The organism is Curtobacterium sp. MCLR17_032, from assembly GCF_003234795.2.
Taxonomy (GTDB): Bacteria; Actinomycetota; Actinomycetes; order Actinomycetales; family Microbacteriaceae; genus Curtobacterium.
In genome coordinates this window covers 175,550-200,039 of record NZ_CP126268.1, presented here as the reverse complement: position 1 = coordinate 200,039, position 24,490 = coordinate 175,550, and the positions used below count along the sequence as shown (strand labels likewise).

General features: G+C 69.6%; 26 protein-coding genes and 1 tRNA gene. 12 read left to right on the top strand and 15 right to left on the bottom strand.

What is annotated here, in order from left to right:
- Window positions 1-2: 2 nt before the first annotated feature.
- On the bottom strand, window positions 3-341 hold the full coding sequence (locus DEI97_RS00960; RefSeq protein ID WP_111075206.1) for a hypothetical protein: 339 nt from the start codon (window positions 339-341) through the stop codon (window positions 3-5).
- A gap of 130 nt (window positions 342-471) precedes the next feature.
- Here DEI97_RS00960 and msrA point away from each other — a divergent pair, with 130 nt between their 5' ends.
- The 5 genes from msrA (at window position 472) to DEI97_RS00935 (ending at window position 4,471) form a co-directional block, all read left to right on the top strand.
- Window positions 472-993, top strand: a complete 522-nt coding sequence (msrA, locus tag DEI97_RS00955; RefSeq protein WP_111075207.1) for a peptide-methionine (S)-S-oxide reductase MsrA — start codon at window positions 472-474, stop codon at window positions 991-993.
- Between the two features lie 352 nt (window positions 994-1,345).
- The gene (locus DEI97_RS00950; RefSeq protein WP_181439278.1) at window positions 1,346-1,915 is read left to right on the top strand and encodes an alternate-type signal peptide domain-containing protein; all 570 of its coding nucleotides are present in this window, start codon (window positions 1,346-1,348) and stop codon (window positions 1,913-1,915) included.
- 23 nt (window positions 1,916-1,938) lie between these two features.
- A complete protein-coding gene (locus DEI97_RS00945; protein WP_111075209.1) occupies window positions 1,939-2,520 on the top strand; it encodes a hypothetical protein in 582 nt (193 codons plus the stop codon).
- On the top strand, window positions 2,517-3,806 hold the full coding sequence (locus tag DEI97_RS00940; RefSeq protein ID WP_181439279.1) for an RICIN domain-containing protein: 1,290 nt from the start codon (window positions 2,517-2,519) through the stop codon (window positions 3,804-3,806). Before DEI97_RS00945 ends, DEI97_RS00940 begins: the two co-directional genes overlap by 4 nt.
- A complete protein-coding gene (locus tag DEI97_RS00935; RefSeq protein WP_181439280.1) occupies window positions 3,803-4,471 on the top strand; it encodes a signal peptidase I in 669 nt (222 codons plus the stop codon). The genes DEI97_RS00940 and DEI97_RS00935 overlap by 4 nt, the downstream gene beginning before the upstream one ends.
- Here the strand turns inward: DEI97_RS00935 and DEI97_RS00930 are convergent.
- Both DEI97_RS00930 and DEI97_RS00925 read right to left on the bottom strand, forming a co-directional pair.
- The gene (locus DEI97_RS00930; RefSeq protein ID WP_111075211.1) at window positions 4,416-5,639 is read right to left on the bottom strand and encodes an acyl-CoA dehydrogenase family protein; all 1,224 of its coding nucleotides are present in this window, start codon (window positions 5,637-5,639) and stop codon (window positions 4,416-4,418) included. The genes DEI97_RS00935 and DEI97_RS00930 overlap by 56 nt on opposite strands.
- A gap of 32 nt (window positions 5,640-5,671) precedes the next feature.
- Window positions 5,672-6,385 (bottom strand): AmiS/UreI family transporter, encoded by a 714-nt coding sequence (locus DEI97_RS00925; protein WP_111075212.1) that lies wholly within the window; start codon window positions 6,383-6,385, stop codon window positions 5,672-5,674.
- 122 nt (window positions 6,386-6,507) lie between these two features.
- On the opposite strand from DEI97_RS00925, the gene mtnN reads away from it, so the two are divergent.
- A complete protein-coding gene (gene mtnN / locus DEI97_RS00920) occupies window positions 6,508-7,245 on the top strand; it encodes a 5'-methylthioadenosine/S-adenosylhomocysteine nucleosidase (protein ID WP_146248159.1) in 738 nt (245 codons plus the stop codon).
- Between the two features lie 131 nt (window positions 7,246-7,376).
- On the opposite strand, the gene DEI97_RS00915 is transcribed toward mtnN, so the two are convergent.
- The 3 genes from DEI97_RS00915 to DEI97_RS00905 form a co-directional block, all read right to left on the bottom strand.
- Window positions 7,377-9,227, bottom strand: a complete 1,851-nt coding sequence (locus DEI97_RS00915) for an acid phosphatase (protein WP_111075214.1) — start codon at window positions 9,225-9,227, stop codon at window positions 7,377-7,379.
- A gap of 162 nt (window positions 9,228-9,389) precedes the next feature.
- Window positions 9,390-9,617 (bottom strand): hypothetical protein, encoded by a 228-nt coding sequence (locus DEI97_RS00910; RefSeq protein WP_146248160.1) that lies wholly within the window; start codon window positions 9,615-9,617, stop codon window positions 9,390-9,392.
- A gap of 77 nt (window positions 9,618-9,694) precedes the next feature.
- Entirely contained in the window at window positions 9,695-9,910 is a 216-nt protein-coding gene (locus DEI97_RS00905; RefSeq protein WP_111075216.1) for an HNH endonuclease, read from the bottom strand.
- A 188-nt stretch (window positions 9,911-10,098) separates the two neighbouring features.
- Here DEI97_RS00905 and DEI97_RS00900 point away from each other — a divergent pair, with 188 nt between their 5' ends.
- Window positions 10,099-11,454, top strand: coding sequence for a glycoside hydrolase domain-containing protein (locus DEI97_RS00900; protein ID WP_111075217.1), 1,356 nt, complete (start codon window positions 10,099-10,101; stop codon window positions 11,452-11,454).
- A gap of 801 nt (window positions 11,455-12,255) precedes the next feature.
- Here DEI97_RS00900 and DEI97_RS00895 read toward each other — a convergent pair.
- Window positions 12,256-12,345 (bottom strand) — tRNA-Ser (locus tag DEI97_RS00895).
- A 142-nt stretch (window positions 12,346-12,487) separates the two neighbouring features.
- On the opposite strand from DEI97_RS00895, the gene DEI97_RS00890 reads away from it, so the two are divergent.
- Together DEI97_RS00890 and radA are read left to right on the top strand one after the other, a co-directional pair.
- Window positions 12,488-13,456, top strand: coding sequence for an SGNH/GDSL hydrolase family protein (locus DEI97_RS00890; RefSeq protein ID WP_111075218.1), 969 nt, complete (start codon window positions 12,488-12,490; stop codon window positions 13,454-13,456).
- A gap of 9 nt (window positions 13,457-13,465) precedes the next feature.
- Complete coding sequence (gene radA, locus DEI97_RS00885) at window positions 13,466-14,827, top strand: DNA repair protein RadA (protein ID WP_111075219.1); 1,362 nt, start codon at window positions 13,466-13,468, stop codon at window positions 14,825-14,827.
- Between the two features lie 86 nt (window positions 14,828-14,913).
- Here the strand turns inward: radA and DEI97_RS00880 are convergent, their stop codons facing one another.
- Window positions 14,914-15,297 carry an SseB family protein gene (locus tag DEI97_RS00880; protein ID WP_111075220.1) on the bottom strand — a complete coding sequence of 128 codons (384 nt, stop codon included), beginning with the start codon at window positions 15,295-15,297 and terminating at the stop codon, window positions 14,914-14,916.
- A 71-nt stretch (window positions 15,298-15,368) separates the two neighbouring features.
- Window positions 15,369-15,656, bottom strand: a complete 288-nt coding sequence (locus DEI97_RS00875) for a hypothetical protein (RefSeq protein ID WP_111045024.1) — start codon at window positions 15,654-15,656, stop codon at window positions 15,369-15,371.
- Window positions 15,657-16,390: 734 nt separating this feature from the next.
- Between DEI97_RS00875 and cspE the strand changes: the two genes are divergently transcribed.
- The gene (gene cspE, locus DEI97_RS00870; protein WP_065963953.1) at window positions 16,391-16,597 is read left to right on the top strand and encodes a transcription antiterminator/RNA stability regulator CspE; all 207 of its coding nucleotides are present in this window, start codon (window positions 16,391-16,393) and stop codon (window positions 16,595-16,597) included.
- A gap of 113 nt (window positions 16,598-16,710) precedes the next feature.
- Here cspE and DEI97_RS00865 read toward each other — a convergent pair whose 3' ends face one another.
- Window positions 16,711-17,406 (bottom strand): hypothetical protein, encoded by a 696-nt coding sequence (locus tag DEI97_RS00865; RefSeq protein ID WP_111075223.1) that lies wholly within the window; start codon window positions 17,404-17,406, stop codon window positions 16,711-16,713.
- Window positions 17,407-17,470: 64 nt separating this feature from the next.
- Window positions 17,471-18,013 (bottom strand): amino-acid N-acetyltransferase, encoded by a 543-nt coding sequence (locus DEI97_RS00860; protein ID WP_181439282.1) that lies wholly within the window; start codon window positions 18,011-18,013, stop codon window positions 17,471-17,473.
- Window positions 18,014-18,133: 120 nt separating this feature from the next.
- Here DEI97_RS00860 and DEI97_RS00855 point away from each other — a divergent pair, with 120 nt between their 5' ends.
- Entirely contained in the window at window positions 18,134-18,586 is a 453-nt protein-coding gene (locus DEI97_RS00855; protein WP_111075225.1) for an SRPBCC family protein, read from the top strand.
- A 76-nt stretch (window positions 18,587-18,662) separates the two neighbouring features.
- On the opposite strand, the gene DEI97_RS00850 is transcribed toward DEI97_RS00855, so the two are convergent.
- Window positions 18,663-21,182, bottom strand: coding sequence for an ATP-dependent Clp protease ATP-binding subunit (locus DEI97_RS00850; protein WP_111075227.1), 2,520 nt, complete (start codon window positions 21,180-21,182; stop codon window positions 18,663-18,665).
- Between the two features lie 152 nt (window positions 21,183-21,334).
- Window positions 21,335-21,808: a Clp protease N-terminal domain-containing protein gene (locus DEI97_RS00845; RefSeq protein ID WP_111075229.1), complete on the bottom strand. Its 474-nt coding sequence runs from the start codon at window positions 21,806-21,808 to the stop codon at window positions 21,335-21,337.
- A gap of 87 nt (window positions 21,809-21,895) precedes the next feature.
- On the opposite strand from DEI97_RS00845, the gene DEI97_RS00840 reads away from it, so the two are divergent.
- On the top strand, window positions 21,896-22,828 hold the full coding sequence (locus DEI97_RS00840) for an NAD(+)/NADH kinase (RefSeq protein WP_111075231.1): 933 nt from the start codon (window positions 21,896-21,898) through the stop codon (window positions 22,826-22,828).
- A gap of 108 nt (window positions 22,829-22,936) precedes the next feature.
- Here DEI97_RS00840 and DEI97_RS00835 read toward each other — a convergent pair whose 3' ends face one another.
- Together DEI97_RS00835 and DEI97_RS00830 are read right to left on the bottom strand one after the other, a co-directional pair.
- Window positions 22,937-23,989: a sigma-70 family RNA polymerase sigma factor gene (locus DEI97_RS00835; RefSeq protein WP_111075233.1), complete on the bottom strand. Its 1,053-nt coding sequence runs from the start codon at window positions 23,987-23,989 to the stop codon at window positions 22,937-22,939.
- A gap of 357 nt (window positions 23,990-24,346) precedes the next feature.
- On the bottom strand, window positions 24,347-24,478 hold the full coding sequence (locus DEI97_RS00830; protein ID WP_258366217.1) for a hypothetical protein: 132 nt from the start codon (window positions 24,476-24,478) through the stop codon (window positions 24,347-24,349).
- Window positions 24,479-24,490 lie beyond the last annotated feature (12 nt).

The window sequence follows — 24,490 nt, the reverse complement described above, 5'->3', positions numbered from 1 at the left end:
TCTCAGTCGAAGTCGTCGAGCCCCTCGGCCTGCAGGTCCGGGTCCTCGTGCACCGGCCGGACGGGTCCGGCCAGCACCGCCAGACGCCGTACCTGCGCGATGAAGCCCGCGTCGTCGACTCCCGCGTCGCGGTCGTCGTCGGTCGCCGGCCCGACGGTGATCAGGCTGGCCGGACCGAGCAGCAGCGTCTCGACGACGGGCCGGCCCTCGTCGTCGAAGGTCGGCACGTCGATGGTGTCGGTCTTCCCGTTCCCGCCGAGCACGGCGGCGTACCGGATGACGGCGTCGGCAGCGCCGTCGGTGGTCCGGATCGCCCGGCCGGCGTAGTGGATGTCCTTCACCGGCCCAGTGAACGCAGCACCGGATGCGGTCGGTCCCAGACTCGGGCCGACCCGTCGTGGAACACGCAGGGGTTCCTCGGTGTTGCACCCGGTACTGTCGCAGCCAGCGTCACGAACCACGGAGGTACCGATGACCACCACCGAGACCGCGATCCTCGCCGGCGGATGTTTCTGGGGAGCACAGCAGCTGCTCCGCCGACGCCCGGGCGTCATCAGCACACGCGTCGGCTACTCCGGCGGTGACGTCCCCAACGCCACCTACCGCAACCACGGCACGCACGCCGAGGCCGTCGAGATCGTCTTCGACCCGTCGGTGATCTCGTACCGCGAGCTCCTGGAGTTCTTCTTCCAGATCCACGACCCGTCCACCAAGGACCGGCAGGGCAACGACGTGGGCGTCAGCTACCGTTCGGCGATCTTCTTCGCCTCGGACGAGCAGCGTGACGTCGCCCTCGACACCATCGCCGACGTCGACGCCTCGGGCATCTGGCCCGGCAAGGTCGTCACCGAGGTCGCTCCGGTCGGCCCGTTCTGGGAGGCCGAGGAAGAGCACCAGGACTACCTCGAGAAGGACCCCTACGGGTACACGTGCCACTTCGTGCGCCCGAACTGGGTGCTCCCGAAGCGCAGCGAGACGGCCGCCACGGCCTGACGCCCAGCGCGAGCACGGACGAGACGGGAGGCCCGGTACCAGGTGGTACCGGGCCTCCCGTCCGTCGTCCCGCCCAGGGTGAAGCTGGCAGAGTGCCTGGCTGGCGGATGCAGTCCGCACAGAGGCGATTCCCATGTCATACTCAGCGAAGCAGCCCGATCGGCCGTCCGGCCGACCACTGCTCGCAGGGATTCGTCTCCTGCACTTGCCGCTCCCAGCAGGTCGAGCACCACGTCCACCGGTCGATGCGCCGGTCCCGCAACCACGGGACCAGGCTGCCGTCAGCTCCTCGAGCTGTCAGACCCGGACGCGGTCGACGCAGATCGACGTTCGACGTCGTAGAGGGCACACCATGAAGAAGATCATCACCGCCACCGTCATCGGCGCCGCCGGCGTCGCACTCCTCCTGGGCGGCGCGGGCACCTTCGCGCTCTGGAACTCCAGCGCCGAGACCGCCGGGGGCAAGATCGTCGCCGGTGCCCTCGCCATCAAGCCCACCACCCAGGCGGCGTCGTGGACCGTGAACGGCGGCTCCCCGCTGTCGACGCTCGACGGGTACCCGATCGTCCCCGGCGACGTCGTCACCTACTCGCAGGACATGATCGTGTCAGCGAACGGCAAGGGGCTGACCGCGAAGCTCGCCGTCGACCCGGCCTCGGTCGAGGCGACCTCCACGAGCGCACCCGCCGACGTCGCCCTGGCGAAGTACCTGTCGACGAACGCCGTCCTCACGGCGACCGGTGACGGCGTCTCCGGGACGTCGGCGCCCTACACGGTGACCGGACAGACCGGCCACGAGCAGGACGTCCGCGTCGGTGTCACCATCACCTTCCCGAAGAGCGACACCGCCGGGGTCGAGGACGGCACGCAGAACGGTTCCGTCGACCTCGACGCCATCGCCGTCACCCTGACCCAGGCGTGAAGCGCGGGCGCCGAGGTGCCGCGATGACCAGCTGGCCGGCGGCGACACTGCTCGCCGCCGGCGTGGTCGGCGTCGCGGCCCTGGTCGCGGTCGCCACCGACGGTGGGACCTTCGCACTCCTCAGCGCCCAGGCCTCGACCGATCCGGTGACCATCACCGCCGGGTCGGCCGACCTGTCCCTGAGCGGCATCGCGCTGCCGAGCACGGCGCTCTGGCCCGGCGACACCGAGTTCGGGGTGCTGACCGCGCGCAACACCGGGGACGTGCCGCTCGACCTGAGCATCGCGACCGCTCGCGGGACCGCGCCGGCGAGCGCGACCGGCACGACCAGCGCCGCCGGCACCGGCACGACCGCTGCGGCCGACCTGCGGGTCGCGATCGGGACGTCCGCCTCGGCGGCCGCCTGCCGCTCCGGCGTCATGCACACCACGTGGACCGGCACCCTCGACTCGAACACCGCGACGACGGCTGGCATCTCCGTCCGCCCGGGCGTCGCCGTGGTCCTCTGCATCGGGCTCACCATGCCGTCGAGTGCTCCCGCATCCCAGCAGGGCCTCAGCACCGACTTCACCGCGACGATCACCGGGACGCAGGCGAGCGCATGACCGGACGCAGACACCGTGCCCCCACCGATCGTCGACGCCTGGTGCTCCTCGGCTCGACCGCCGTCGCGCTCCTCGCCCTCGGGATCGGCACCGCCGGCACCGCCCGGGCGACGTGGACCGCGCCCGCCCAGACCGTGGGTGCACACGCGTCGACCGGCTCGGTCGCCGTCACGATCACCGGCGTCCAGGACCTCACGAGCACCTACACGTCGAGTGCCCTGGCCCACGCCGCGACGGTCACGATCGTCAACTCCGGGACGGTCCCCGCCGACGTCCGGCTCGCCCTGACCGCTTCCGTCGGCGCGTCCCTGTCCACCGCACAGCGCGTCGACGTGTGGCAGACGACGGCCGGCAACCCCTGCACGGGCGCCCCGTCCAGCACCGCCCGCTCGGGCTCCGGCTCGTCGATCCCCGACGTCACCGCGAGCCTGGCCGCCGGCGCGAGCACGACCTCCTGCGTGCGGACGTCCGTCACCCAGGGGCAGCGCTTCGACCTGTCGGGAGGCGCGACCACCCTCGACGCGCTCGTCACCGCTCGCCAGGGATCCTGGACCGGCACCGCGCACGCCCAGGCGACCCAGGCCGTCGCCGCCACCGTGACACCGGGCATGCCCACGAAGACCAGCGAGACCGACAGCAGCATCGCGCTCACGTGGAACGCCCCCGCGGACACCAGCGGCATCGGCTCCTACGTGGTCACCCGCGACGGCGTCACGATCGCCACGCTGCCGGCGTCGACCCGCTCGTTCACCGACACCGGCCTGCAGGTCTCCACCTACTACGCGTACGCCGTCCGGGCCGTGCCCACCGGCCCCGCCGGACACTCCTCCCCCGTCTCGCCGACCGTCCAGCACGCCACCGGCTGGTTCACCACCACCGGCCGCTACGCGCTGCGGAACCCCGCCACCGGGACATGTGTGACGGCGGGCGGCACGACCTCCGGCAGCCCGATCGCCGCCGCCGGGTGCACCACGAGCACCGCGCAGACCTGGCAGTTCAGCGTCGACGGCGACTGGTTGCGCATCGCGTCGCCGTCGGCCCCGCAGCTGTACTGGGACGCGCCGAGCGACCGCTCCGCGGTGCTGCGGACGCTCAACGACATCAGCGCGCAGAAGTGGTCCGTCGAGGCGGTCGGTGCCGGCTCCGGCCTGTTCCGACTGCACAACAAGAACGACCTGTGCCTGACGGCGGCAGCGTCGTCGTCCGCGTCCGCGAGCGCCGCGATGACCGTGGCCGACTGCGGCTCGTCCACGCTGCAGCTGTTCACCCTGCGGGCGACCTCGTGACGAACACGGCCCCAGCCCACACGCGTGTCTCGGCGGTCGCCCGCCTGCTGGGGCAGACCGCCGCCGTCCTGGTGCTGCTCGCCGTGATCGCCGTCGCCGCCCTGGCGATCGTCGTGCCGAGGCTCACCGCTTCCGTCCCGCTGACCGTGCTCACCAGCTCGATGGAGCCCGGCATGCCGCCCGGCACCCTGGCAGTGGTCCGCCCGGTCGACCCGGACGACATCGGCGTCGGTGACATCGTCACCTACCAGATCCGCGTCGACCGGCCGGGCGTCATCTCGCACCGCGTCATCGCGATCGCGGTCGGCGCCGACGGCCGACGCCTCTTCACCTTCAAGGGCGACAACAACACGGACGCCGACCCGGACCGTGTGGTCGCGGCCCAGGTCATGGGGCGCGTCTGGTACTCGATCCCCGGGCTCGGCTTCGTCAACACCTTCGTCGCCGGGCACGCGAAGGCCTGGCTCGTGCCGACGCTGGGCATCGCCATGATCGGGTACGCCCTGGTCCTCGTGGTCCGTGCGCTGATCGGCGCGCGACGTGCGCGCGCGACGGACGGGAGGCACGGCACCAGCCGGCACCGCGCCTCCCGTCCGTCACCGGTCGCGTCTACCGCGCCCGCGTCGCCCCGATCGCCCACACACGTGGCGGCTGCGCGCCGTTGACGGCGTGGTCCCCGACGATCCGCGCCTTGAACACCCACGGGTTGTGACTGCCCGCGGTCCGGGCGTTCCGCCAGTGCCGGTCCAGGTTCTTCGTCGTGCTGACGCCGGAGGCGGCGAGCGCGTCGAACAGGTGCGAGGTCGCCTGCGTCGCCAGTGAGGTCAGCGCGACCTGCGCCTGCGCGGTCGCGAGTTCGGCGCGGTCGTTGCGGCGTTCGTCCTCGGCCTCGTCGAGGGCGGCCCCCTCGTACGCGGCCTGCAGCGCCTCCGCTGCCCGGTCGACGATCGCGGTGGCGGCGAAGCCGGCGGACGAGACCTCGCCGACGACCTGCAGGATCTGCGGATCGGCGGCGAAGGTGTCGGCGTTGCCGTGCGAGAAGACGCGGTTGCGCGTGCGGACGGCGAGCGCGACCTCCCGTTCTGCGGCCAGGACCGAGCCGGCCAGGACCGCCAGCAGCACCCCCTGGTAGAACGCGGTCTGGTACTTGAACCGGTCGTCGAACCGGGTCACCGCGTCCGCCTCGACGCGCGCGTCGACGAAGGTGCTCGTGCCGGAGCCGGTGGTCTGCTGGCCGAAGCCGTCCCAGTCGTCACCGTGCGTGACGCCGTCCTGGTGGGCGTCGACGATCGCGATCACCCGCTCGCCGGTGTCGGTGCGCTCGGCGTAGGTGTCGATCCAGTCCGCGAAGATGCTGCCCGTGGAGTAGTACTTCTGCCCGCTGATCCGGAACGTGCCGTCAGGTTGCGGGGTGACCTTCGTGATGACGTCACCGATCTGCACGGCGCCGACCTCGGTCCACGAGTTGCCGGCGATCTCGCCGCGGCCGAAGCGGTCGAGCCAGCGCGTCCGCTCCCCGGACCGGCCGACCAGGCGGTCCTCGACCAGGGCGAAGTGGCCGCGGAGGGCCTGCGGGATGTTGCTGTCGGCGGCGGCGAGCTCGGTCAGCAGCCGGAACAGCTGCGGCAGGGTCGCGCCGGCACCGCCGTGCTCGACCGGCACCCGCAGGGCCCCGAAGCCGGCGTCGGCGAGTTCGCGGATCTCGGCGGCGGGGAGGGTGTGGGTGCGCTCACGTTCGGAGGCGCCGGCGGCGATCCGGTCGAAGAGCGGGCGGAAGCGGGCGGCGAGGGTCTCGTAGTCCGGTGCGGAGTGCGTGGCGGTGTTCGTCGTCATGGTGCGTCCGTTCTCGTGTGGCGGGCGGTCGGTCAGGAGGCTGTGGTCGCGGCGGGCGCGGGAGCGGCGGTGGGCGAGGTGGCTGCGGCGGGCGCGGGAGCGGCCGCGGGCGAGGTGGCCGCGGCGGGCGCGGGAGCGGCCGCGGGCGAGGTGGCTGCGTTCCGGGGGCTGCGGCGGGTCAGGGCGGCTGCGCCGCCGAACACGACCACCTCGCCCAGGGCCGCGATACCGGCCCCGGCCTGTCCGGTCGGCCAGTGGCCGGTGAGGGCGAGCAGCGCCGGCACGAGGGCGGTCAGCGGACTCGCCAGCACGAGCGCCCAGCCGGTGTACGTGGCGATCGAGGTCCGACCGAGGGCCAGGAGGACGAAGAACAGCGACCAGAGCACCGCCCACCCGACCCACAGCACCGCGAGCACCGGGTCGTCCGCGACGTGCACCCCGGCGAACACCACCGCGGCGACGGCGACCAGGCCGCAGAACCAGCCGAGCCCCGCCGATCCCAGGCCGGCGAGCGCATCTACCCCGACGTAGAGGTACGTCAGGCCGAACAGGAACGTCCCGGTGATCGCGAACAGCGCCGGGAGGGACCCGTCGGCCGAGATCGCGACGGCGGTGCAGAGCAGCAGTTGCAGCCCGCCGATGAGGACGTTGGAGACCCCGCTGTCACGTCCGGGGACGCGTCCGAGCAGGGTGAGGCCGTTGAGGAGCAGCGCGGCCGCGGACAGGATCAAGCAGATGGAGGCCATGCCGAGAAGGTGCCACGCAGCGTCGACGTGGTGGGGAACATGACCGTCCCTTACGGAATGCTGCGCTCCGTGACGGTCGAGGGGGCGCAGGATCGTGCACGCTGCTGTGCGAAGATCGTCCGGTGGATGCCCCTCGACGACCCGTAGCCGTCGTCATCGCCGCCATGAGCGAAGAGGTCGCGGCGTTCACCGACCTGCTCGGCGGCGAGCCGGTCCTCGACGGGCCGACCGGCGGCCACGACGAGCACCACCTGCTCGACGTCGGCGGTTCCACGGTCGCCGTCCGCCGGAGCGGCATCGGCTTCACGAACGCCACCGCTGCCGTCGCCCACGCCTTCCACGACTTCGGCTCCGGCATCCCCGTCATCAGCGTCGGGACCGCGGGCGGACTCGCCCGGCACGTCCAGCTCGGCGACGTCGTCATCGGCGACTGGTACGTCAACCTCAACGCCGACGCCACCGCCTTCGGGTACGCGCTCGGCCAGGTGCCGGGCATGCCCGCCGGGTTCACCGGTGACGTCGACCTGGTCCGCCGCGCGCAGGCGGTCCCGACCCCCGACGTCGTCCGGCTCGAGCCGATCGGCTCGAGTGAGGTCTTCGTGACCGAGGGCCGTGCCCGCGACTTCCGTCAGGCCTTCCCGACCGTCGCGGCGGTCGACATGGAGTCGGCGGCGGTCGCCCAGTTCGCACACGTGCACGCGATGCCGTTCGTGTCGGTCCGGGGCATCAGCGACCTGTGCGCGCCGGACGGGGACGAGTTCCGGCAGCACCTCGACGACGCGGCCGCACGTGCTGCCCGGGTCGTGCACGGGCTCGTCGTGGGGTTGGCGACGGGGGCTGGTTCGCTGCCCGCTGCGTGAGCGGCTACTGCCGCTGCATCCGGGCACGGGTGCGGCGTCAGGACGGGTGGGCGGACCCGTTCACGTCCGTGCTGGTGTCTCGGCAAGCGGAACGCGGTTCGGCGAGCAGCACGTGACCGACCGCTCGTGCCTCAGGCGCCGTGGCCCCGGTGGTGCCCACGTCCCGTCGCGTCGGCGTTGACCAGGTGCAGTTCGTTGCCGTGGCGCTGGAGCACGGGCTTGTACCCGGCGGGCAGGCCGTCGACACGGACGGTGCGGAAGTCCGTCCCCTTGGCGATGCGGTCGGCCTTGATCAGGACGACGTCGTTCGCCAGCGCCGTGCCCTCGGCGACGTGCAGCTGCAGCGTCCCGCCGAGCGACGCGGTGCCGTCGACGCGCAGGGCTGGTTGCCGCCCGTCGACGCTCAGCGACAACGTGGCGTGCGAGCGCTGCGTCAGGTCGCCGCCGATGCGGACCGTCCTCGTGCTCGCGTCGGCGAGTGTGCCGGAGACGGTCGTCACCGACCCCTTGCCGAGTGCGGCAGCGGAGTCAGCCGTCAGCGTTCCCTCGCGCACGGTGGTGCCACCGGTGAAGCGGTTCGTGCCGGCGAGCGCGAGGACGCCGGTGCCGCGCTTGGTCAGCGACCCGGTGCCGCCGATGTCGTTGCGCCAGGTGTCGGCGGCGTCCAGGCCCTTGTCAGCGGCATCCATCGAGACCGTCACCGGGCCGTCGAACGCTCCGTAGCCGGAAGCTGCCGAGAAGAGGTCGAGTCGCCCCCACCCTTCCGCGTCGTCCAGGAGCGGGTAGCCCGACGGCAGTGCGGTCGTCCGGAGCACCTCCCGGATCTGGTCGTCGCTGAGGTAAGGCAGGCGGGTACGGAGGAGCGCTTCGGCACCCTTCGGCACGGTGGCGGGGATCGCCTTCCCGCCGGACCGCGTGAACCCGTACGTCAACCGCTTGCGGTACTCGGCCTTGTCCGCCGCGTAGTCGTCGTCATCGACCGCGGTCGGGGTGGCGGCGGCGGCGGCGAGCACCTTCTCGGCCTGCTGGTGGGCCTGCTGCTCGAGCTGCGTGTTGGCCGGGTCGTTCAGGACCGCTGCCGCCAGCGCGGTCGCGAGGACCCGCCCTCCCATGACGTCGAGGGGCGAGTGCATCCCCGCGACGATCCGGCTGTTGCCGATCTCCGAGCCCTCGGTGAGGAGCTCGGTGTACTTCTGCGGGTACGCGTACGCGAAGGCCAGGGACGAGAGGTAGCCGGCGTTGGTGTGCCCGCTGGGGAATCCGCCGTCGGTCGCGGGGGTCGGCGACTCTTCCGGGACGAGCTGCGGGAGGACCTGCACATCGCGGCTCTGCCGGTACGGCCGCGCGTACTGGTAGTACTTCTTCGCGTTGCTCGCCGAGGAGTAGTCGCCGCGCAGCGTGTTCACCAGCTGCACGACGTCGCCGAGGTCCGAATCGGTGTCCGCCCACGCGCCGTTCGCGTTGCCCTGGTCGACGTACTGCTTCGTCGTGGCGTCCGCCGGGATCTCATCGGGGATCGTGGTGCCGGCGTTCGTCGCGGCCTTCACCCTGTCGGACAGGTCACCGAAACCCGCGATGGCCGAGTAGTTCTGGTTCCGTCGGTCGATCAGGTACGCCTCGTGCCCCTGCGCCTCCGTGCGGGTCCGCGTGGTCTTCGCTGCCTGCGCGATGTTCGAGTCCAGGATCCGCTGGGCTGCGGCATCGACGGCGACCCCGTTGTCCCACGACGATCCAGGGCGCCACAGGTTGCCGAACTGCGACAGCACCCCGATCGCGGCGTTCCCCTCCGGCGTGGTGGCAGCCGGGGTGTTCGTCTTGTAGGTGTCGACGAAGTACCCGTAGGCGCCGGGGTGCGGCGCGGTCCGCGATGGTGCCGCCGACGCTCCCGCGGGAGCGATCAACGACACGGCGCAGGCCACGGCCAGGACGCTCAGCACCGTGCGGGCTCGACGTCTCGGGACAGCGATCAGGAACGGGCGCATGGGTACCTCTCCGCTCGGAGCGTGGTCACACGGACCGGTGACACAGAGAGGAAGGGTTGCGGAGGCTCGTGAACCCGAGGTGGCACGGACGTGAACCGCTGCCGTACGCCCTACTGCGGGTCTCTCAGCCGAGAGCGACGGGAAGCAGAAGAGGCCTAATCATCAGAGCTCTCCCGCGGCTCCCGGGAACTCCAACACAGCTCGTCTCAGGAGTTCCCATATGAGAGGCACCGGCACGGAAACCCCATCCGGCATCGCGAACATGCACACGCCGCTTTCAGCGTCCTCAAACACCTCTGCAACGACCTCGTCATCGCTGCCGTGCAGTTCCACTGCCATACCGTCTCGCTCTCCGACGAAGCTCGCGAGGAAGAATGAGTAGTCAGTCATCTTCTTCATTCCTTTGGCTCAGAGAAGCCCGGGTTGATCGGGGCGTCGTGTTCATCGACAAGCTCCGGTTGGGCGAGTCACGCGAAGCGCGCTCGCGCGGCCTCCGCAACGAGGTCATCCTCGCCGAAGAGGAAGTGCTCGCGCCGCAGATTGCACCACCGGTGCGTCGCGCGGAGGTTGTCGAGTTCGTCGCCCCCACCGTCGGTCACGCGAACGATGTGGTCGACCGCCGGCGCGCGATCGTCGAACGGCGGCGCTTGGCGGTCGAGCGGGATCTCGCAGATCTGGCACACCCAGCCGTCCCGCTCAAGAACAGGTCTCGCGGTGTGTACGTCATCGCCGGTCGCTTTCTGAGCCGCGCCCGAACAGCCGCCGAAGCCAGCCGGAGCGCGTCGCGGTCGCGGTACCTGCCTGGGATGAGGTCTCCCCCGATCCCGGAACGGACCGAGGCGCGGGCGCCGGCGCCGGCAAGCCCGGCGAGCTGCAGACGATTTTCAACGCGGAGCTGCGCCTGTTCCCCATCTTCGAGGAAGGTGGGTACGAGGCTTCGTGGTTCTCCGCAGCGCAGGGTGCCAAGGACGCCCAGCGTGCCTACGATGCTGCGAACGGGTTCGGCATCCCCGCCGGCACAATCATCTACTTCGCGGTCGACGTCGATGTCACGGACGACCAGACCAACGCGACTGTCATCCCGTACTTCCGGGGCATCGCGCAGCGGATGGCCCAGCTTGGTGGGAAGTACGCGGTTGGCATCTACGGTGCGTGCCACGTGTGCTCCCTGATTAGTGCTGCCGGCCTGGCCCGCGCTAGCTTCATCGCCGGTCTCTCAACAGGCTTCGCTGGGAACCTCGGCTTCGCGCTGCCGTCGAACTGGGCGTTCAACCAGATCCAGACACTCACCGTCGGCTCTGGGAGCGGGGCCGTCGAGGTCGACAAGAACGTCGCCTCGGGGCGGGACGTCGGTGTCAGCTCGGCTCCACAGCCAAGCGGGCCGTTGGCACCCTTTTTTGCGTGGCTCGATGCCATTCAAGCCCTCGCAGAAGAGTGGGTGGCGTCCGGCCAGGGCAGCCTGGATTTGCCCACAGGTCAGCTGGTGCTGCAGTACATGCGATTCCCGAGCTACGGAGCCGGAGACTCCGTCGGCGGCAACGACGGTGGCGTGGTGAAAGCGCTTGAATGGGATTTGGTTGCTGGAGTCAGCGATGTGCAGTGGATCGAATTCGCCTCGAACCAGGGCGTGGGAAGAATCGACTCCTTCATTGAGCCAAGTCATTTTGGTGCGAAGCTGGATCCGCAGCACCTCGCCGCATCGACCGACTCAGCGCGCAAGTTTGGCATTGAAGAGCACCTGACGCCGAATATCGGCGACGGCGGAGGGTGGGCTGGCGACCTCTACTCCATCGTCGGCCAGTGGCAGAAGGAGACCGGCTCTGTGGGGGACCCCTACGACTGGGCAGTGTCCCAAATTGGAACGCCCGACTCTCGGAACTTCAAGACCGATGACTTTTTTGAGGACATCGATGCCCTTGTTCTCGGAGCACGAATTCGATCTGCACCGGCGTCGCGCACGAGTGACTTGTTCCGCGACTATTACTCGAGCGACGCATCACATCGATTCGTGGCTGCTTACCAGCTGCGCTTCGGGGGTACCCCGACGGTACTGCAGCAGGTGGCTGAATCCGCGATGCTCGACACGTCCAACGCAGTTCTGGTTGGGTTCCGCGAACTGCTTATTGCAAAGTTCCTGGGCAGCTATTCGAAGCTTACGCAGGCGCAGGCTCAGCGTTTTGCGAAAGCCTTCGCTGATGTTTTCTCATCGTTTCTCTCGAAGGAGTAAAACTCAGCCCTTAGATCGATGACGGGACGGCATCAAGCGAGGAGACTCGGGTGATGCCGTTCCGTCATCACGTGAGCGCACGCTGGCAGTCTGTCTTGCCGGGCGTGCTCGTGGCAGCCCTTCTTGCTGTCCTCATCCTCCTCTTCGCTCTCGGCGTCCGCCGATTGGGCGAGACCGTCGCTGACGGTGCACACGCCATCGCGAGCCCGAGTAGTCAACAGTTCGGGCAGTGCGGATACCACCTGCCATGGCCGTGCAAGGACGTTCCCTCGGCAACGATCGCGCAGCACTTCGGGCGGAGCATCCCGCCCGGCGTTGACCTCCTTGCGGCCGAGGCGAACCCGTCCACTCAAATCGGCGCTCACGCGGCTGTGCAAGCGGTGCTCGACTTCCCGCCGGGATCGTCTCCGTCCGACTGGCTTTCACTCGCGGGGGCGGACGCAGCCCGTCCAGCGTCGGACTCCGAGGCATCCGAGTTGACGAACCGGGGAGCAACGCGCATCGACGGCGGCACGGCCGGCAATCGGTCTGTCTTCGCGGGAACGAGAGGCGGTCACGTGCTGGTTTGGGTCTACGAACGCTTATGAGATTCGGGTGCTGGCGACCACTCCTCAACGGCGAACGGCCCTCCCGCAGTCCTGCGGAAGGGCCGTTGTCGGTCCTCGCATCACATCAACTCGACGTTCCCTGCCGGCATGACGGGAACGTTCGCCAGTGGCTCGCCCTTGCTATCCGCGAGATGGCCAGCTGAGTTGCAGGCATGGGACGCAAGAAAACCCCCGCGTAAACGGGGGTTTTCTGTGGCGGTACCGGTGGGATTTGAACCCACGGTGGAGTTGCCCCCACACATGTTTTCGAGACATGATCCTTCGGCCGCTCGGACACGGTACCGGGAAAGAGTTTACACGATCCGGGAGGCCCCCGGCGACACCCAGCACACCTCCCCCTCCACAGGTGGGCACGTCCGGCGCTCCGTCCACAGAACGCCACGCGGGTGACCTCGATCCGAGGGTCCGCGCGTACCGTCTCCGGCATGAGAACGCGCACCCTCGTCGCCCTGCTGTCCTCCCTCGCCGGCGCCGCCGTCGTCAGCGGAGCAGCGGGCTTCGGTGCGCGGGCAGGGATCCGGGGTCAGCGGGCCGCGTCGCAACGGGTGGTCGACATGCTCCCGGTGCACGCCGACTGGTGGCGCGAGCGGCTGCACCACGAGGGCCAGCTCACGTACGTGGCGATCGGCGACTCGGCCGCGCAGGGCGTCGGCGCGACCGCTCCCGGGCGCGGGTACGTGGGGCTGCTCGCTCGTCGGATCCGACACCGCTCGCGGATGACCGTGCGGGTCGTGAACCTCAGCGTCTCCGGATCGACGACGTGGGGTGCGAAGAAGGACCAGCTGCCGAAGCTCCAGCACTTCACGCCGGACATCTGCACGGTGTCGATCGGGGCGAACGACATCGCCGACTTCCACCCGGACAAGTTCGAGCGGAACATCCGGGCGATCTACGGCGCGGTGCCCTCCCACGCGGTCGTCGCCGAGCTGCCGTGCATGTTCGTGCCGGACCGTGAGCGCAAGGTCGCCGTCGCCAACGAGATCGTGCACCGGGTCGCCGGCGAACTCGGACTGACCGTGGCACCGCTGCACGAGATCACGAAGCGCGTCGGGATCCGTCGCACCTTCTTCAACACGTACGGCGACCTCTTCCACCCGAACGACCGTGGGTACGAGATCTGGGCGAGCGCGTTCGAGCCGGCGGTCGACAACCGCGTCGACACCGTCGCGGCGATCCGGCGGTACCTGTCCGCGCGGGAAGCCGAGGACCTCGGACGCCAGGCCGGTGACGTCGCCCACGCCCGGGCCGAGCAGGACACCGACGGCGCTGAGACGATCGACACCGCGAACCGCCCGAGCTCGCTCGACCGCCTGCGCCAGCGCGTCACCGGGTCCCTCCCGCTGCCCGGCCGGACCGACGACGGCGAGCCGACCGATGTCGGCGGAGCGGCCTAGCCTCGTCCCATGGCCCGCCCCCAGTCGTCCTACCGCTGCTCCGAGTGCGGCTGGACCAGCATCAAGTGGGTCGGCCGCTGCGGTGAGTGCCAGTCGTGGGGAACGGTGGAGGACGCCTCCGCCGCGACGGCGAGCACCCGTGGCACCGCGTCGATCGCCGTCACCGGCAACCGCGTCGCCCGGCCGATCACCGAAGCCCGCAGCGGTTCGTTCCAGCGCTGGCAGACCGGCATCGGCGAGTTCGACCGCGTCCTCGGCGGCGGCATCGTGCCCGGCGCGGCCGTGCTGCTGAGCGGTGAGCCCGGGGTCGGCAAGTCCACCCTGTTGCTCGAGGTGGCCTCGCGGGCAGCCGCGATGGGCAAGCGGGTCCTCTACGTCAGCGCCGAAGAGTCGGTCGACCAGGTCCGGCTCCGCGCCGAGCGCACCGGGGCGATGCACGACGACCTGTACCTGGCGAGCGAGGTCGACCTCGGCGTCATCCTCGGCCAGATCGAGCAGGTGCAGCCGGACCTGCTCATCGCCGACTCGGTGCAGACCATCTCCTCCGCCTCGGTCGACGGCATCGCGGGCGGCACGTCACAGGTGCGCGAGGTCGCCTCGACGCTGATCCGGGTCGCCAAGCAGGCGGCACTGCCGGTCCTCATCGTCGGACACGTCACGAAGGACGGCACCATCGCCGGCCCACGCCTGCTCGAGCACCTGGTCGACGTCGTCTGTCACTTCGAGGGCGACCGGCAGACCGCCCTCCGCTTCGTCCGCGCCCTGAAGAACCGGTTCGGTCCCACCGATGAAGTCGGCTGCTTCGACATGGCCGGCGACGGCATCCACGAGGTCCCCGACCCCAGCGGCCTGTTCATGTCCCGCAACGGCGCCCCGGTGTCGGGCACCTGCATCACCGTTGCGATGGAAGGCCGCCGAGCCCTACCGGTGGAGATCCAGGCTCTCGTCGTCCCGAGCTCGGCACCGCAGCCGCGCCGGGTCGTCAACGGGGTCGACGCGTCGCGGGTGGCGATGCTCCTCGCGGTGCTGGAACGCCGTGCCGGCATCAAGCTGTCCGACGCCGACGTCTACGTGTCGACGGTCGGCGGCATGAAGCTGACCGAACCGGGCGCCGACCTGGCGATCGTGCTCGCCCTCGCCAGTGCCGCACGAGACCGGCCGTACCCGCACACCCTCGCCGCGATCGGGGAGATCAGTCTGGCCGGGGAGATCCGTGCGGCGACCGGGGCGAAGCAGCGGGCCAACGAAGCCGGACGCCTGGGGTTCACGACCGTCCTCGGCGCCGACGCCGAGCACCTGCGCGAAGCGCTGCGGGTCGCGTTCTCGATGACGAGGTCACCACGAGAGCGCGAGCTCGACGCCGCCTTCTGACGGAGGCACCGACACCCCGGAGAACCGGACACAGCCTCCAGGCCGGTCGGTGCCGGTCAGCACCAGACAGCACAGGTCAGCGCCGGTCAGGCGCGCAGCGCCGCCAGCAGGTCCGCCGGCTCCGACTGCATGGTGTGCGGACCGGCGATGTCGAAGAACACACCCTCGAGCGAGTCCAGGTGCGCAGCCAGGAACTCCTCCAGCCGCGCGGCGTCGTAGACCATCACCTGCCGGAGCTTCTCGCCCGGCACCATCGCCGTGTACGCGTCCGCCGACGAGAACAGCAGCAGGATGCGCTTGTCCGAGCCCTCACGGCCGAACACCCGGACCTGCATGTCCTTCTTCCCGGTGACGAGCCGCGGGACGATCACGATGTCGTTGCGCAGCGCGTAGGCCACTGCAGCGACGTCCTGCTTCGCGAGGGCTTCCTCGAGCTGTTCGCTCCGGAAGCGCTGTTCCTTGTCTGCCATCGCCCCTAGTCAAGCAGCACGCGCGTGCGTGCGGCTCCGGTCGGGCGCCGAGACGGGAGGCACGGTGCCGGTCAGTGGACCCGGCCGGCCTGGACGGCGTGGGTGCGGATGCGCAGGTCGGCGGCGAACTGGGTGGTCTCCGGACCGAGCTCGTCGTCCGGAGCGGATTGCACGAGGACGCCGATCGCGGGGGCGAGGATGAAGCTCGACGTCGCGGCCATGCCGTAGTCGTCGACCGAAGGGACGTCCACGCGGTCAGCGAGTCCGGACTGTGCCAGTGCCGTCGCGTAGTCGAGCACGGCGTACGCCGCTTCGTCGCTCGTCATGACCGAGGCGACCCCGTAGATGAGGTACTTCATGGCCCAGCCTTCCGTCGATGTCCGTGACGCTACGCCGCGGTCGCCGTGCCGGAGTCGCATGTCGTCCTGTAGACGCACTCAGCGGGCGCACCTCTGAGCGATGTCCCAGACAACGTCACCAGGGGTGACCGCGTGTGCGATCCGGTCGGTGCCGAGGGCCTCCGCGGGCTGCTCCACCGTCGCCGCCATGCCTCTGGGGCCGCGGTTCTGCCTTCCGCCCGGGCCGGACGGTGGCCGCGCGGGGCCCGTCCGGAGGCTCATCCACACCCGCCGAAGCGGGGATTCCGAGCGTCATCGAGGGGGTCGAGACGGATTCGCCCTCGCGTCAGGGCCGATCTTCGCGTAGCATCGCTGGTGGCGTGTGGGTGGACCACCTGCTGGGCGGTCTCGACCACCAGGCAGATCTCCACCTGTTCCCGAGCATGGCGTGGCCAATCCTGCGTTGTGCGAAGGCCCTCGTGTGTGAGCATTGCGAACAACACGGGGTCCCGTACACGAAGACTCCAATCTTCCGCACCGACGGGATCGTCGCCTGGTTTCACAGCCGGGTCGATCTCGTAGCCTGCGACCCGTTCACCTGCCCGATGGTGAGTGCACTTCCGATTGCACTGAACCTCTGATCTCCGTCGCCCCGCTCGATGCCGGGTGCCGCACAAAGCTCGATGGCCATGCCGTCGAAACCCGCGGTGGTGGAATTCTCTCGCCGCGCACGTAAGAAAGTAAGGAACGCCGAAATGGCAACTGGGACTGTCAAGTGGTTCAACAACGAAAAGGGCTTCGGCTTCATTGCGCCGGACGACGGCAGCGCTGACGTCTTCGCCCACTTCTCCGCGATCGGTGGCAACGGCTACAAGTCGCTCGAGGAGAACCAGAAGGTCGAATTCGAGATCACCGAGGGCCGCAAGGGCCCGCAGGCGGAGAACATCACCGTCATCGGCTAACACCGGTCTTCGCGAGCGCCGGGTCTGAGGAGCAATCCTCGGCCCCGGCGCTTCGTCGTTCCCGGGGTCGGACAGCCACCACCGACGGATGCGCACCTGACGGCAGCGCACCCTCAGCTCAGGACGAACTGCACCGACTCCGCCGACGTGATCTCCCCCACCGCGACCTGCAGGTGGTAGCTCGCGCCCCCAGCCGTCACCGAGGCGCGTGCGGCGTCGCACGTCGTCGCCGAGGACCGGGTGCGATCCCAGGCGATGGCGGGCGTGGTGAGCTGCTGGCCGGCCTTCAGCGTGACGTCCTGGTCGGTGCCGCCGGTCTGGCAGTCCTTCGACGACCAGTACTGCTCCTTGCCGGACGTGATGGTCAGCACCTGCTGGGCGGACCCGAGGTCCATGTGGCAGGAGTTCGATCCGGTGTTCTTGATCGACATCGCGATCTTCGGGTCCTCGCCGGCGGCGTAGACGCGCTTGTCGAGGACCGGGGTGAGTGCGATCTGGTCGGTGGCGCAGGCCGCGCCGTCCTTGCGTGCGGCGGCCGACGGTGTGGGTGAGCTCGACGGCGCGCCCGAGGCAGACCCCGACGCGCCGGAGCTCGCAGACCCCGAGCCCGAACCAGCACCGGCATCAGCAGCTGCCGATGACGCCCCACCACCGGGAGTCGGACCGGCCGCAGGGGCGCCGTTGCCCCGTCCGACGACGATGAGCACGACGACGACCACGACGAGCAGGACCACCCCGAGCACCAGGGCTCGGCGGCGCCAGTAGGTCCCCGGACGCTCGGGGCCGACGGGATGGCGGAACGACGACATGCGCACAGGGTAGACACCCGTGCGGGACCGGCCGAGGTCCCTCGCCGGGCGGCCGGGCAACCCGTCAGAGGATCTTCAGCATGCGGGTGTTGCCGAGGGTGTTCGGCTTGACCCGGGCGAGGTCCAGGAACTCCGCGACCCCTTCGTCCGACGACCGCACCAGTTCGGCGTACACCTCGGGCGGGACGACGGTCTCCCCGATCTCGAGGTACCCGTGCTTGGCGAAGAAGTCGACCTCGAACGTCAGGCAGAAGATGCGGGCGACGCCGAGCTCGCGGGCGTCGTGCTCGAGGGCTTCGAGCATCCGGTGCCCGACGCGCTTGTGGATCCAGTCCTGGTCGAGTGCCAGGGTCCGGACCTCGGCGATGTCGTCCCAGAACACGGCGAGGGCGCCACAGCCGATCGGCGTCCCGTCCGGTCCTTCGGCGATCCGGAACTGCTGGATCGACCCGTACAGGACGACGTTCTCCTTGCCGAGCAGGATCCGCCGGTCGACGTACGGCGCGATGAGCCGCTGGATGTGCGGCACATCGGACGCCAGCGCCGGGCGCACCAGGATCCCGTGGTCGTCCCGTTCCGAGAAGGCGTGCCGTCCGTGCTCAGTCATCCGACCCAGCCTACGTCGCCACCGTCACACGGCGTCACGGGGGACATCAGCCAGGACACTGCACAGGCGCACCGGCCTACCGTCCGAGACACACCAGCACGACGAGCAGGAGGAGCAACCATGCCCCAGATCATCGAGACCGTCGACGTCAGCGTCCCCGTCCGCGCCGCCTACGACCAGTGGACCCGCTTCGAGGAGTTCCCCACGTTCCTCGACGAGGTCGAGAAGATCGTCCAGGTCGACGACACCACGACCGACTGGACCGTGAAGGTCGCCGGCCAGGAGCGTTCGTTCCGTGCCCTCATCACCGAGCAGCACCCGGACGAGCGCGTCGCGTGGACCGTCAAGGACGGCGACACCGAGCACGCCGGCGTGGTCACCTTCCACAAGCTCGCCGACGCGGAGACCCGTGTCACCGTGCAGATCGACTGGGAGCCCTCCGGCTTCCTCGAGAAGCTCGGGTCCGCGGTGGGCGTCGGCGGCCACGCCGTCAAGAAGGACCTGCAGAACTACAAGGAGCGCGTCGAGGCGGCCCCCACGGCCGACGGCTGGCGCGGCGACGTCCAGGCCTGATCCGCCGGACCGCACACAGACGGGAGGCCCGGTACCAGCTGGTACCGGGCCTCCCGTCTGTGGTGTGGCTGGCTGATTAGCCCTCGATCTCGCCGGTGGGCGCCTCGGGCGCCTTCTCGAGCGAGGGAGCGCCGGTGAGGACCTCTTCGCGGCCCGGCTGACGCCCGGTCTCGAAGGTGAACGCACCGTCCACGAAGTCGACCTTCACGTGGTCGCCCGCGGTGAGCTCACCCTGCAGGATGTGCTCGGACAGCTGGTCCTCGACCTCGTGCTGCATCGCGCGGCGCAGCGGTCGAGCACCGAGGGACGGGTCGAACCCGACCTTGATGAGCTGCTCCTTGGCCGGCAGCGACAGCTCGACGGTCATGTCGCGGTCGAGCAGACGGTCGGCCAGACGCTTCACGAACAGGTCCACGATCTGCAGCAGCTCGGGCTGCGACAGCTGCGGGAACACGATCGTGTCGTCGACGCGGTTCAGGAACTCGGGCTTGAAGTGCTTCTTCAGCTCCTCGTTCACCTTGCCGCGCATGCGGTCGTAGCCGACGGCCGAGTTGCCCTCGACCTGGAAGCCCACCGGGCCACCCGCGATGCCCTGCGAACCGAGGTTCGTGGTCATGATGATGACGGTGTTCTTGAAGTCGACCACGCGGCCCTGACCATCGGTCAGACGACCCTCTTCGAGGACCTGCAGCAGCGAGTTGAAGATGTCCGGGTGGGCCTTCTCGATCTCGTCGAACAGGACCACGGAGAACGGCTTGCGGCGCACCTTCTCGGTGAGCTGGCCGCCCTCTTCGAACCCGACGAACCCGGGAGGGGCACCGAACAGACGCGAGACGGTGTGCTTCTCGCCGAACTCCGACATGTCGAGGGAGATCAGTGCACCCTCGTCGTCGAACAGGAACTCGGCCAGGGCCTTGGCGAGCTCGGTCTTCCCGACGCCCGTGGGGCCGGCGAAGATGAACGAGCCGGAGGGACGGTTCGGGTCCTTCAGGCCGGCACGGGTGCGTCGGATGGTCTTGGAGAGGGCCGAGATGGCCTCTTCCTGACCGATGACGCGCTGGTGCAGTGCCTTCTCCATGAAGACGAGGCGCGAGGTCTCCTCTTCGGTGAGCTTGAACACCGGGATGCCCGTGGCCTGGGCCAGGACCTCGGCGATGATGCCCTCGTCGACGGTGCCGGACGCGGCGACGTCACCGGCACGCCACTGCTTCTCGAGTCGGAGACGCTCGCCGAGGAGCTTCTTCTCCTCGTCGCGCAGGCTGGCGGCCTTCTCGAAATCCTGCTCCTCGATGGCGGCTTCCTTCGACCCGCGAACGGTCGAGATCTTCTCGTCGAACTCGCGGAGCTCGGGCGGCGCCGACAGGATCGACAGACGCAGGCGGGCGCCGGCCTCGTCGATCAGGTCGATGGCCTTGTCGGGCAGGAAGCGGTCCTGCACGTAGCGGTCCGCCAGGTTCGCCGCGGAGACGATCGCCCCGTCGGTGATGGACACCTTGTGGAACGCCTCGTACTTGTCGCGGAGGCCCTTGAGGATGTTGATCGTGTGCGGCAGCGACGGCTCGTTGACCTGCACCGACTGGAAGCGACGCTCGAGGGCTGCGTCCTTCTCGAAGTGCTTGCGGTACTCGTCGAGCGTGGTGGCACCGATGGTCTGGAGCTCACCGCGGGCGAGGAGCGGCTTGAGGATCGAGGCCGCGTCGATCGCGCCCTCGGCAGCGCCGGCACCGACGAGCGTGTGGATCTCGTCGATGAAGACGATGATGTCGCCGCGGGTACGGATCTCCTTCGTGACCTTCTTGAGGCGCTCCTCGAAGTCACCGCGGTAGCGGGACCCGGCGATGAGCGACCCGAGGTCGAGGGAGTAGAGCTGCTTGTCCTTCAGCGTCTCGGGCACGTCGCCCTTGACGATCGCCTGGGCGAGGCCCTCGACGACGGCGGTCTTGCCGACGCCGGGCTCACCGATCAGGACGGGGTTGTTCTTGGAGCGACGGGAGAGGATCTGCATGACCCGCTCCATCTCCTTCTCGCGCCCGATGACCGGGTCGAGCTTGCCGTCGCGCGCTGCCTGGGTGAGGTTCCGACCGAACTGGTCGAGGACCTGCGAACCCTGCTGCGCGTTCTGCTGCTGCTCGCCGCCGACGGCGACCGCTTCCTTGCCCTGGTAGCCGGACAGGAGCTGGATGACCTGCTGGCGGACCCGGTTGAGGTCGGCGCCGAGCTTCACGAGGACCTGGGCTGCGACACCCTCGCCCTCGCGGATGAGGCCGAGCAGGATGTGCTCGGTCCCGATGTAGTTGTGGCCGAGCTGCAGCGCTTCGCGCAGGGACAGCTCGAGGACCTTCTTGGCGCGCGGCGTGAACGGGATGTGCCCGGTCGGCTGCTGCTGGCCCTGCCCGATGATGTCCTGCACCTGCTCGCGGACGGCATCGAGGGAGATACCGAGCGACTCCAGCGCCTTGGCGGCGACGCCCTCGCCCTCGTGGATGAGGCCGAGGAGGATGTGCTCCGTACCGATGTAGTTGTGGTTGAGCATCTTCGCTTCTTCTTGAGCGAGGACGACAACACGACGGGCCCGGTCGGTGAATCTCTCGAACATGTGCTCTCCCTTGGCCCCGAACGAACCGGGGCCGACAGCCGGACTCGTGTGAGTCCGGTCACGTACATCGAGACTAACCAGCGCTTCCCGTCAGGGCTGCCCCTGTTCGCCGTGGGCGTGACCTCGGGTCGTCCGGCGCACTGCGCGGATCGTCACGCCCGTCGCCCGGCCCGGCGGAGGGCTCGGCGGAGGCGGCGCGGGTCGGCTCCGACCGCTTCGAGCACCTCGTGGGCACCACCGAGCAGCGGGTCGTCGACACCGTCCAGGACGGCGAGCAGGACGTGGTGCGGTCGGACCCGTTCGTGGGGTCCGGCGATCTGGGCGGCGTGCGCGAGGATCCGGGCGACGGCGGGCGTGCAGCTGATCCGGTCCTCGTGACGGTCGCCCGGCGGCGGCCCGACGATCGCGCGTGCGGCACAGCGCACCGCGTCGACGGACAGCCCGTGGTCGGCCAGCACCGCGCCGAACCGCGGCATGCCGGCACACAGGGCGACGGCGGCGAGGAGCAGGTGCTCGGCGTCGACGAAGCCGTACCCGATGGCGCGGGCTTCGTGCTCGGCCAGCAGGGCGATCTCCCGCCCGCGTCGGACTTCGGGCACGGCGACGGAGAGCACGGCAGTCTGCATCCATGCAGAATACGAGATATGAGTACGAAACGGAAGGGCGGTGGGGACATCCGCCGACGCCGAGGGGCCACCGGTACGATCCGGTGCATGGAGCAGCCCGTCGTCGGCCTCGTCGTCCACCCGTCGAAGAACGTGCAGGAGTCCGTCGAGGTCCTGGACCGTTGGAACGCGTCCGGTGCCGGCCGTCTGGTCGCCCGGCGGATCGACGCAGCACGCCTGGGCAGCGCGATCGACGCCGTCGACGACGACGAGTTCACCGACACCGTCGACCTGGTCGTGGCGCTCGGCGGCGACGGCACGATGCTCGGCGCCATGCGACTCGTGGCCCGCCGCCCGGTGCCGGTGCTCGGCGTGAACTACGGCAACGTCGGCTTCCTGGTCGAGATCGAACCGCCCGAGCTCGAGTCCGCGCTCGAACGGCTCTCGGCCGGCGAGTACCAGCTCGAACCGCACCACGCACTGGAGGCCCGGCTCTCGTGGGGTGGATCCCGCACGGACTACCTGGCCTTCAACGACATCACGATCGTCCGACGCCCGGGCGCCGGCCAGGTCTCCGCCGACCTCAGCGTCGGCGGGCTCGGGTACGGCTACTACCGCGCGGACGCCATCGTCGCCTCGACCCCGGCGGGCTCCACCGCGTACAACTACGCCGCCGGCGGCCCGGTGCTCTCCCCCGCACTCTCCGGCTCGGTCGTGACCCCGGTCGCGCCGATGGCCGGGATCGACCGCTCCGTGGTCCTCGCCGCCCGGGAGCGCTACCGCTTCGACATCGCCGAGGGCACCCGCAGCGCCGCACTCGAGGTCGACGGACTCGTCGTCGGCGAGGTCGCCACCGGCGCGCAGCTCGAGGTCCGGCTCCGGAAGGACGCCGGCAGCGTGGTCCGTCTCGACGCCGAACGCCACGGCCGGACCGGCCGCCTCAAGCTCGGCCTCCTGGACCTGCCGCTCCGTCCGGACCAGCTCATCGAGCTGATCCCGCACGACCTGCGGCAGAAGCTGCACCGCGAGACCGAGGACTGACGCGATCCGCGCCTCCCATCCGACGCGTCGCGCGCACCGCCGGACGGGAGGCCCGTGGAACGACGGAAGGCCCGCCCGGTTCACACCGGACGGGCCTTCGCATGTGACCTACTCGGTCAGGTACAGCTGCATGTCCTGCGAGACGGCCTTCGCGAACAGGCGGAGCTTCGCACGCGACTCGACGCGGCTGACGGCCTGACGCGTGGTGTGCACGATCTTCGAGATCTCGTCGAGCGTCATCGGCTTGTCGTCGTCCAGGCCGTAGCGCATGCGGATCACGTTGGCTTCGTCGCTCGGCAGCTCGGCGACGATGGAGCGGATGTCGCGGTGCAGCAGCGTCGTCTCGGTGAGCTCGTTGGGGCTCGCGGCGTCCTCGTCCTCGATGAAGTCACCGAGTTCGCTGTCGTCCGAGTCGCCCACGACCGTGTGGATCGAGACCGGCTCGTGCGAGCGGCCCTTGAGGTCGACGAGTTCCTCGACGCTCATGCTCAGCTCGGCGGCCACTTCCTCCGGCATCGGCGCACGGCCGAGGTCGACGGTGAGGTCGCGCTCGGTGCGCGAGATCTTGTTGATCAGCTCGACCGTGTGCACCGGGATGCGGATCGTGCGTGCCTTGTCGGCGAGACCACGCGAGATCGCCTGGCGGATCCACCAGGTGGCGTAGGTCGAGAACTTGTAGCCCTGGGTGAAGTCGAACTTCTCGACCGCACGGACCAGGCCGAGGTTGCCCTCCTGGATGACGTCCATGAACGGCAGGCCGCGCTGGGAGTAGCGCTTGGCGATGCTCACGACCAGGCGGAGGTTCGAGGTGATCATGCGCTCCTTGGCACGCTCACCGTCGCGGACGAGCCAGCGGAGTTCGCGCTCGAGCGACTTCTCGAGGCCGGTCTCGGTGTGGAGCTTCTCCTCGGCGAACAGCCCGACCTCGATGCGGCGGGCGATGTCGGCCTCTTCCTCAGCCGTGAGGAGGGCGAGTCGGCCGATGTGACGGAGGTAGTCGCCGACCTGGTCGACGGACGCACCGCGGACACCGGCGAGCTGCTCGTCGGCCTCGACCTCGGCGACGGCGTCGAGCGTGGTGGCCTCGGCGGAGGTGGTCTTGGTCGCTGCCTTCTTGGTGCGGCGCGAGGTGGTGCTGGGTGCGGCCGTTGCGATCGCCATGGTGACTCTCCCTGCCTGTGACGGTGTTGTCCTTCGTGGGCTGAGACCGAGTTTGGCGGGCCGGGGGTGTACCCCACAAACCACCACGATCGATTCTCAGGCTTCTCCGTGCTTCGTCATCGGGGGACATCGGTGCGGGGTACAGCTCGCCCCGGCTGCTCTCGCGCTCGATCCGCACTGTGCTGCCGATCGGCGAGGAATCACAACGGTGTGACTCCTGCTCCGCGCCGAGGGGGACACGTGTACCCCGGGGTGCAACGCGTTCCGGACAACGAAAAAGGGGTACGTCGCACCGGATCCGATGATCCAGCTGACGTACCCCGAAGGAGTACCCGTGCGGGGGTCATGACCCCGCTGTCACCACGACGGCTCGAGCCATCCGTCGCGGTTCTTCGAGACCTCGAGGTCCGGGTCGCGGTCGAACTCGTCGTACTCGCTCTCGATGTCACCGACGAGGCTGCGGGACGCGGTGGGATGCAGGATGGACATGCCGACGATGGT

Coding starts and splice junctions, on each gene's coding strand:
- msrA (WP_111075207.1), top strand. CDS start 472: ATGACCACCACCGAGACCGCGATCCTCGCCGGCGGATGTTTCTGGGGA.
- DEI97_RS00950 (WP_181439278.1), top strand. CDS start 1,346: ATGAAGAAGATCATCACCGCCACCGTCATCGGCGCCGCCGGCGTCGCA.
- DEI97_RS00945 (WP_111075209.1), top strand. CDS start 1,939: ATGACCAGCTGGCCGGCGGCGACACTGCTCGCCGCCGGCGTGGTCGGC.
- DEI97_RS00940 (WP_181439279.1), top strand. CDS start 2,517: ATGACCGGACGCAGACACCGTGCCCCCACCGATCGTCGACGCCTGGTG.
- DEI97_RS00930 (WP_111075211.1), bottom strand. CDS start 5,639: ATGACGACGAACACCGCCACGCACTCCGCACCGGACTACGAGACCCTC.
- DEI97_RS00925 (WP_111075212.1), bottom strand. CDS start 6,385: ATGGCCTCCATCTGCTTGATCCTGTCCGCGGCCGCGCTGCTCCTCAAC.
- DEI97_RS00915 (WP_111075214.1), bottom strand. CDS start 9,227: ATGCGCCCGTTCCTGATCGCTGTCCCGAGACGTCGAGCCCGCACGGTG.
- DEI97_RS00910 (WP_146248160.1), bottom strand. CDS start 9,617: ATGACTGACTACTCATTCTTCCTCGCGAGCTTCGTCGGAGAGCGAGAC.
- DEI97_RS00890 (WP_111075218.1), top strand. CDS start 12,488: ATGAGAACGCGCACCCTCGTCGCCCTGCTGTCCTCCCTCGCCGGCGCC.
- radA (WP_111075219.1), top strand. CDS start 13,466: ATGGCCCGCCCCCAGTCGTCCTACCGCTGCTCCGAGTGCGGCTGGACC.
- DEI97_RS00880 (WP_111075220.1), bottom strand. CDS start 15,297: ATGGCAGACAAGGAACAGCGCTTCCGGAGCGAACAGCTCGAGGAAGCC.
- DEI97_RS00875 (WP_111045024.1), bottom strand. CDS start 15,656: ATGAAGTACCTCATCTACGGGGTCGCCTCGGTCATGACGAGCGACGAA.
- cspE (WP_065963953.1), top strand. CDS start 16,391: ATGGCAACTGGGACTGTCAAGTGGTTCAACAACGAAAAGGGCTTCGGC.
- DEI97_RS00865 (WP_111075223.1), bottom strand. CDS start 17,406: ATGTCGTCGTTCCGCCATCCCGTCGGCCCCGAGCGTCCGGGGACCTAC.
- DEI97_RS00860 (WP_181439282.1), bottom strand. CDS start 18,013: ATGACTGAGCACGGACGGCACGCCTTCTCGGAACGGGACGACCACGGG.
- DEI97_RS00855 (WP_111075225.1), top strand. CDS start 18,134: ATGCCCCAGATCATCGAGACCGTCGACGTCAGCGTCCCCGTCCGCGCC.
- DEI97_RS00850 (WP_111075227.1), bottom strand. CDS start 21,182: ATGTTCGAGAGATTCACCGACCGGGCCCGTCGTGTTGTCGTCCTCGCT.
- DEI97_RS00845 (WP_111075229.1), bottom strand. CDS start 21,808: ATGCAGACTGCCGTGCTCTCCGTCGCCGTGCCCGAAGTCCGACGCGGG.
- DEI97_RS00840 (WP_111075231.1), top strand. CDS start 21,896: ATGGAGCAGCCCGTCGTCGGCCTCGTCGTCCACCCGTCGAAGAACGTG.
- DEI97_RS00835 (WP_111075233.1), bottom strand. CDS start 23,989: ATGGCGATCGCAACGGCCGCACCCAGCACCACCTCGCGCCGCACCAAG.
- DEI97_RS00830 (WP_258366217.1), bottom strand. CDS start 24,478: ATGTCCATCCTGCATCCCACCGCGTCCCGCAGCCTCGTCGGTGACATC.